Below are 5,672 nucleotides of genomic sequence, written 5' to 3'. Positions count from 1 at the left end.
CCGGCAGCGTTCGCCAAATCCCCCCGCTTTGAGGGCACCCGCCGGCCCACCACCTGGTCGTAGTCGGCTTGGGGATGGGTCACCGGCTCAAACCCCTGCAGCGGAACGGGCGGGTAGATAACAACAGCCTCGCGGCGGTAGAGCTTGGCAATGCGGCGGCGAATGTGCTGGGAGTTGGCGATCAACAGATCTGGACGTTGAGCTGCCAGAAAATCCCACTGGCGCAGGCGGTGCAGCAGCCATTGGCCAATTGCGCCAACAGGCCCGCTTCTCCCCAGCCCTTCTCGCTGCAGATACAGCTCCCGGTTCTCCCAGAGGTAACGGGTGGGGCTGTGGATGTAGCTCAGGTGCAGGGTAGAGGCTCCCGTCAGGATCCCTTTGGCAAAGGCGTGGCTGCTGGAGATCACACAGTCATAGCCGGAGAGGTCGAAGCTCTCATAGGCCAACGGCATCCAGGGCAGCAGATACTTGAGGCGGGCGTGGTAGTCAGGGCGCAACACCCCCAGCCACTTGGCCCAGCCTTGCAAAAAAGAGGTGTGAATCGACAGCTCCTGCCAGCTCGGCGGCAGGGTGTGGGCCGAGAAGAGACTAACGTAAAGGGGGGCCTGTGGGGCAAAAGCCACCAGCTCCTGCAAAACCTTTTCCGATCCCCCCGGCCAGATCAGGTACTCGTGCACCAGGGCCAGGCGCTCAGGCCAAGCGGGATCCCGGCTGGGAAGAGTGGGGACAGCCACAGGAAGGGATCCCCAAGGCTCAGGCACGGTCAGGACTTGGCAGAGCGGCGCTTTTTGCCAATTGGGCCGCTCACCTGCTTGGCTTTCTCGTCGATCCGCTCATTGATGTAGTTGTAGATCTCGCGGAAGCGAGGCAGGGCCCGCATCTCCAGGCGACTGCCGTCCTTGAGGGTGAGCACCATGTCTCCCCACACGCCCAAGCCACGGGGCACCATAACCACCTTGGCAATCTCGCCGTAGATTACATCTGAGCGCTCCTTGCCGCCCCATCCCCCAATCACGGTGATGCGACGATTGGTAATCCGATAGTGTACCCACAGCTTACGCACCAGTGCCCCCACAAACAGAGGCAAGCCGACAAGTGTAGCCCCAATGAAGGAGTTCAACACCAAATCGCCACTGTGGGGGCCGCCCTCAAAAAAAACCTCCTCTTGCACCGCCATGCAGAGCACCGTCCGGTTGTTTAGAGTGTTGCCGTTAACGATCTTAAACGATTTCTCAGCTTTCCCCAACTGGGGCTAACGGCAGGTTCGGGATTGGGTCAGCCTTCGGACGGCTTGTAGGGAACGGCAGGTGGCCAAGACCAGGTAAACAAACAACACCATCACCACCACCGCCACCGCTGCGGCTCCGGCATTACCCAGCCAGCCCCACCCTTCCAGCCCCGTCAGGGCCACCAAAGCCCAAGAAGCCGGGTGCAGCATTCCCCCCAACAGGAGAATTTGCGAGAGCATTTGCCCAGCCGTAAAGCGGGATCCCAGCACCACCAGGGCCAGTCCGCCGCCGATGTTGATCAACCCCATGTTGCCCAAAAAGGCGTAGCAAATGTGCCAGGCGTACTTTTGTTTGGGCACCTCCTGCCAGAGGAGGGGCTCGGCAGGGATCCCCGAAGCCTCCTGGGGGGCGAGCGGCAACGGCTGAACTTGGCTGAGGATCCAGCCGAGGACAATGGCGGCAACCAGCATCGCCACGCCCGCCTTCACGTTCAGCTTGCCGGGGATGGTTAGCTCGGGGTGGGCCAACATCGCAGATCCTCCTGCAACCCGTCCTAGCCTATCCTGTCTTTGCCCCAAATTGGCCAACAGCCTCAATCCCTTGGATAGAGCAGTGTGCCACAGCGTTTGCAGAATTGGGCATCCCCATCGTGCTGGGAGAGGCCACAGCCTGGGCAGGCCCACTGTACCGAGTTGCCGCTTTTTACCAGTTGCTTGATCAACTCCCCCACTTGCCAAGGGATCAGGGCTATGCCCGTCAAGATCATCAACACTGTCAGCAGCCGGCCCAGCTCAGAAGTGGGGGTGAGATCCCCAAACCCCACCGTGGTCATGGTAACGACGGAAAAGTAGAAAGCATCCAAAAAGGTGGCAAAAACACCAGGATTCACTGGATGTTCTACCTGGTAGATCAGCCCAGAGTAGACGAAAACAATGGCAAAGAGGGTGAAGAAAATGCGCAGCAAAATGCGGCTATCGGCGGAGATCACTTGCCCAAACAGGGTTTTGCCCTCCACCAGGCGCAGCAGCCGCAAAATGCGAAACCAGCGCAAGAGGCGGATGAAGCGAATATCGGTTAGCCCGGCAAAAAAAGGCAAAATGGCGAGCAAATCGATGAGCGAATACAAGCTCACGACATAGCGCAACTTCTGCGGGGCCGCTGCCAGTCGGAGCAGATATTCCACCACAAACAAGCCGAGAATGAGGCGATCCACCCGCTCCAGCCAAAGACGTACCTCAGGGGGAATGGGATAGGTTTCCACCACAAAGAAGGTGGATGAACAGAAAACCAGCGCCGCCACCAGCAAGTTCACCCAGCGGCTTTCCGGAGTGTCTTGATCCCCCCAATAGCGCTGAAGGATCCCGGAACGGGCAAGATCGAGATCAGCTTGGGTGGGGAGAGTGGTCACAAACGGGATCCAGCTGGGAAGATATCGGGAGAGTTTCCTTTCAACGCCCATCAGGCGCATACTAACTAAGCTAATGGAAACTAGCTCACAGAGCGAACTTCCCCTAAGCAAACGTCCAGGCTTTGGGTGTTAATTAGGTGTTGAGTCGATGTTGCCTCCTATCGTACTGGCCTCGCAATCCGCTGCCCGCCGCCAATTGTTAAAGGCTGCCGGGATCCCTTTTCGCGTTCAGCCCAGCTATTTTGACGAAAGCCAAATCAAAAGCTCAGATCCCGTGGAGCTGGTGCAGAAGCTGGCCTCGGCGAAAGCCGAAGTGGTGGCGGCCCAGCAACGGGAGCCCGTCTTGGTTGTGGGGGCCGACTCCGTGCTCTACCTAGATGGCGAGATCCTGGGCAAGCCGGCCAATGCTCTGGAGGCGGAACGGCGCCTGCGGCAAATGCGGGGCGAAGTGGGAGAGCTCTACACAGGCCATGCCTTAATTGACACGAAGCAGAACCGTCGCCTCACCCACTATGCGGTGACGCGGGTGTTTTTTGCCAAGCCCAGCGACGAGGAAATCCGCGCCTATGTGGCCACCGGTGAGCCGCTCAATTGTGCTGGCTGTTTTGCCATCGATGGCCGCGGCAGCCTGTTTGTGGAGCGGATCGAGGGGTGCCCCGGCAATGTTATCGGGCTGAGCTTGCCCCTGCTGCGGCGCATGATGCAGGAGTTGGGCTATTCCCTCACCGATGCTTGGAGCTAGCCGTCGAGGTGTTGCTTGAGCAGGTCGTTGGCCAGCTTTGGATCTGCCCGTCCCTGAGTTTTTTTCATCAATTGCCCGACAAAGTAGCCGAAGAGCTTGGTTTTGCCCCCCCGATACTGCTGCAGTTGCTCGGGGTTTTCTGCCAGCACCTCGGCGATCATCTGCCCCAGCAGAGCGCTATCCGAGATTTGGGTCATGCCCTTAGCTTCCACCAGGGCGCGGGCCGACCCGCCTTTTTCCAGCAGTTCCGGCAGGATCTCCTTGGCGATTTTGCTGGAGATGGTGCCCCGCTCGATGAGACCGATCAGCTCGGCCAGGGTTTCCGGCTTCAGGGCAATGTCGGGATAGTCCAGCTTGTGGGTGTTGAGGTAGCTGGCGATGTCGCTCATCATCCAGTTGGCGGCTGCTTTCGGGTCGGCACCGGCGGCGATCACGGCTTCAAAGTATTCGGCGGTGTTGCGTTCATCGCTGAGGTAGCGGGCATCGTACACCGAGAGACCGTACACCTCCTGGTAACGTCGCCGCTTCACACCGGGCAATTCCGGCAGCTCTGCCCTCCAGCGGGTTTTCTGCGCTTCGGTAACGCGAATCGGCGGCAGATCCGGCTCCGGGAAATACCGATAGTCGCTGGATCCCTCTTTCTTGCGCATGCTGATGGTGCGCTGGCTGTTTTCTTCCCAGAGGCGGGTCTCTTGCACGATCCGCTCGCCTGCCTCCACAGCCTTGACTTGGCGGTTGAACTCGTACTCGATGGCCCGTTGGATGGCGTTGAAGGAGTTCATGTTTTTAATTTCCACCTTCGTGCCAAAGGTCTGGGATCCCAGCGGACGCACCGAGATGTTCACATCACAGCGCAGGGATCCCTCCTGCAGGTTGCCATCGCACAGCCCGGCATAGCGCAGGATGCGGCGCAGCTCTTGCACGTACTCTGCCGCTTCTTCCCCGCTGCGGATGTCCGGCTCGCTGACGATCTCGATGAGGGGAACCCCCGCTCGGTTGAAATCCACCAAAGAATAGCTGGATCCCGACAGGCGATCGCTGCCAGCATGTACCAGTTTGCCCGCGTCTTCTTCCATGTGCAGACGGGTGATGCCGATGCGCTTGGTGCGACCGTCGCTGAGCTGGATCTCGATCCAGCCGTGGGTGGCAATCGGCAGGTCGTATTGCGAGATTTGGTAGTTTTTGGGCAAGTCGGGGTAAAAGTACTGCTTGCGGTCGAACTTGCTGTAGGGGGCAATGGTGCAATTCAAGGCCAAACCCGCTTTGACCGCGTACTCCAGCACCTTTTCGTTCAACACCGGCAGGGTGCCGGGCAAGCCCATACAAATCGGGTCGATATTCGTGTTGGGGGGAGCGCCAAATGCCGTCGCGCTGCTGGAAAAGATCTTGGAGCGGGTGCTGAGCTGGCAGTGAACTTCCAACCCGATCACAGCTTCATATTGCACTTTGGCGGGGGCAGCAACAGTCATGGGATGGGAAAAACTTGCGGTGTAACCATTCTAGTGCGACCTTGGGGGATCCCAGCTCATGGGCAGTTTCTGAGGACGGCAGCTCAGAACCAGCGGACGAAGCTGAAGTGCTGCAGGTCAAAGAAATCCTTGGAACAGCCAAACTCCTTCAAACGGTAGGGCGAATCTCAAAGGTGGCTAGACCTTCCGGCGGCTCAGAACGTTGCTCAACGGCCTCCACAACCGAACCGGGGCTGCCCTGTTGGCACCAGCGCAGCATCGCCTCCACTGCGGCAGGGGATCCTTCAAAAACAGCCTCTACACGACCATCCCGCAAATTGCGCACCCACCCTTGAACACCCGCATGGAGAGCCATCGCTTCGGTGTGGGCTCGAAACCCCACGCCCTGAACCCGCCCCCGTATCCAGACGTGAACGCGAACCCTGTCACTCATGCCGACTGGGATCCCTCCGGTGTGCTGCAGGGTTCTGGCGGCTCGGTCGGCTTCGCCGGGGTCTCTCGCCGATCCAGCCATTCCACGAGAACGTTGACAAGGACAATCAACCCCAGGATCCCCAGCGAGATCCCACAGGCGTACCCAATCGCTTGCCACAGCACAGGAGACATGAGCCCAACCTCACGAAGAATGCTTGTGCAGAAGAACCCACCCTTCAAGCACCTTAACAGATGCCGGATCCCCAGCGACCTACGGCCCGCTTCGCGAGCATCCATTTTGACCCTTCCAATCCCAAAGGGTTCCCCGCCAGCTCAAAATCTCTGCGCTCGAAAGTTAACAAAACGCGCGGAATTCCCCACCCTCTGTAGGGTGGGGATGGATAGCGCCA

The 5,672-nt window shown here is 59.2% G+C and carries 8 protein-coding genes; 1 reads left to right on the top strand and 7 read right to left on the bottom strand.

Annotated elements, in window-relative coordinates; translation table 11 throughout:
• The 4 genes from NW838_RS07505 to NW838_RS07490 form a co-directional block, all read right to left on the bottom strand.
• Positions 1 to 734, bottom strand: a 734-nt coding sequence (locus NW838_RS07505) for a glycosyltransferase (RefSeq protein ID WP_414427786.1), incomplete at its 3' end; no start/stop codon positions are given.
• A gap of 29 nt (positions 735 to 763) precedes the next feature.
• On the bottom strand, positions 764 to 1,177 hold the full coding sequence (locus NW838_RS07500) for a PH domain-containing protein (protein WP_011432347.1): 414 nt from the start codon (positions 1,175 to 1,177) through the stop codon (positions 764 to 766).
• 75 nt (positions 1,178 to 1,252) lie between these two features.
• A complete protein-coding gene (locus NW838_RS07495) occupies positions 1,253 to 1,759 on the bottom strand; it encodes a hypothetical protein (RefSeq protein ID WP_011432348.1) in 507 nt (168 codons plus the stop codon).
• A 62-nt stretch (positions 1,760 to 1,821) separates the two neighbouring features.
• On the bottom strand, positions 1,822 to 2,637 hold the full coding sequence (locus tag NW838_RS07490; RefSeq protein ID WP_414356677.1) for an ion transporter: 816 nt from the start codon (positions 2,635 to 2,637) through the stop codon (positions 1,822 to 1,824).
• A 148-nt stretch (positions 2,638 to 2,785) separates the two neighbouring features.
• Here NW838_RS07490 and NW838_RS07485 point away from each other — a divergent pair, with 148 nt between their 5' ends.
• Positions 2,786 to 3,379, top strand: a complete 594-nt coding sequence (locus NW838_RS07485; protein WP_414427785.1) for a Maf family protein — start codon at positions 2,786 to 2,788, stop codon at positions 3,377 to 3,379.
• Here the strand turns inward: NW838_RS07485 and gatB are convergent.
• The 3 genes from gatB to NW838_RS07470 all read right to left on the bottom strand — a co-directional run bounded on the left by gatB (position 3,376) and on the right by NW838_RS07470 (position 5,454).
• Entirely contained in the window at positions 3,376 to 4,848 is a 1,473-nt protein-coding gene (gene gatB, locus NW838_RS07480) for an Asp-tRNA(Asn)/Glu-tRNA(Gln) amidotransferase subunit GatB (RefSeq protein ID WP_414427784.1), read from the bottom strand. The two genes, NW838_RS07485 and gatB, sit on opposite strands and share 4 nt — an antisense overlap.
• 148 nt (positions 4,849 to 4,996) lie before the next feature.
• Positions 4,997 to 5,281 (bottom strand): acylphosphatase, encoded by a 285-nt coding sequence (locus tag NW838_RS07475; RefSeq protein WP_414358470.1) that lies wholly within the window; start codon positions 5,279 to 5,281, stop codon positions 4,997 to 4,999.
• The gene (locus tag NW838_RS07470; protein ID WP_414358468.1) at positions 5,278 to 5,454 is read right to left on the bottom strand and encodes a hypothetical protein; all 177 of its coding nucleotides are present in this window, start codon (positions 5,452 to 5,454) and stop codon (positions 5,278 to 5,280) included. The genes NW838_RS07475 and NW838_RS07470 overlap by 4 nt, the downstream gene beginning before the upstream one ends.
• Positions 5,455 to 5,672 lie beyond the last annotated feature (218 nt).

Source organism: Synechococcus sp. R55.2 (assembly GCF_047462075.1).
Taxonomy (GTDB): Bacteria; Cyanobacteriota; Cyanobacteriia; order Thermostichales; family Thermostichaceae; genus Thermostichus.
This window is presented reverse-complemented; position numbering and strand designations above follow the sequence as displayed.

Bases quoted from the DNA above. Each gene is read 5' to 3' on its own strand.
- NW838_RS07475 (WP_414358470.1), bottom strand. From the start codon at position 5,281: ATGAGTGACAGGGTTCGCGTTCACGTCTGGATACGGGGGCGGGTTCAG.
- gatB (WP_414427784.1), bottom strand. From the start codon at position 4,848: ATGACTGTTGCTGCCCCCGCCAAAGTGCAATATGAAGCTGTGATCGGG.
- NW838_RS07485 (WP_414427785.1), top strand. From the start codon at position 2,786: ATGTTGCCTCCTATCGTACTGGCCTCGCAATCCGCTGCCCGCCGCCAA.
- NW838_RS07470 (WP_414358468.1), bottom strand. From the start codon at position 5,454: ATGTCTCCTGTGCTGTGGCAAGCGATTGGGTACGCCTGTGGGATCTCG.
- NW838_RS07495 (WP_011432348.1), bottom strand. From the start codon at position 1,759: ATGTTGGCCCACCCCGAGCTAACCATCCCCGGCAAGCTGAACGTGAAG.
- NW838_RS07500 (WP_011432347.1), bottom strand. From the start codon at position 1,177: ATGGCGGTGCAAGAGGAGGTTTTTTTTGAGGGCGGCCCCCACAGTGGC.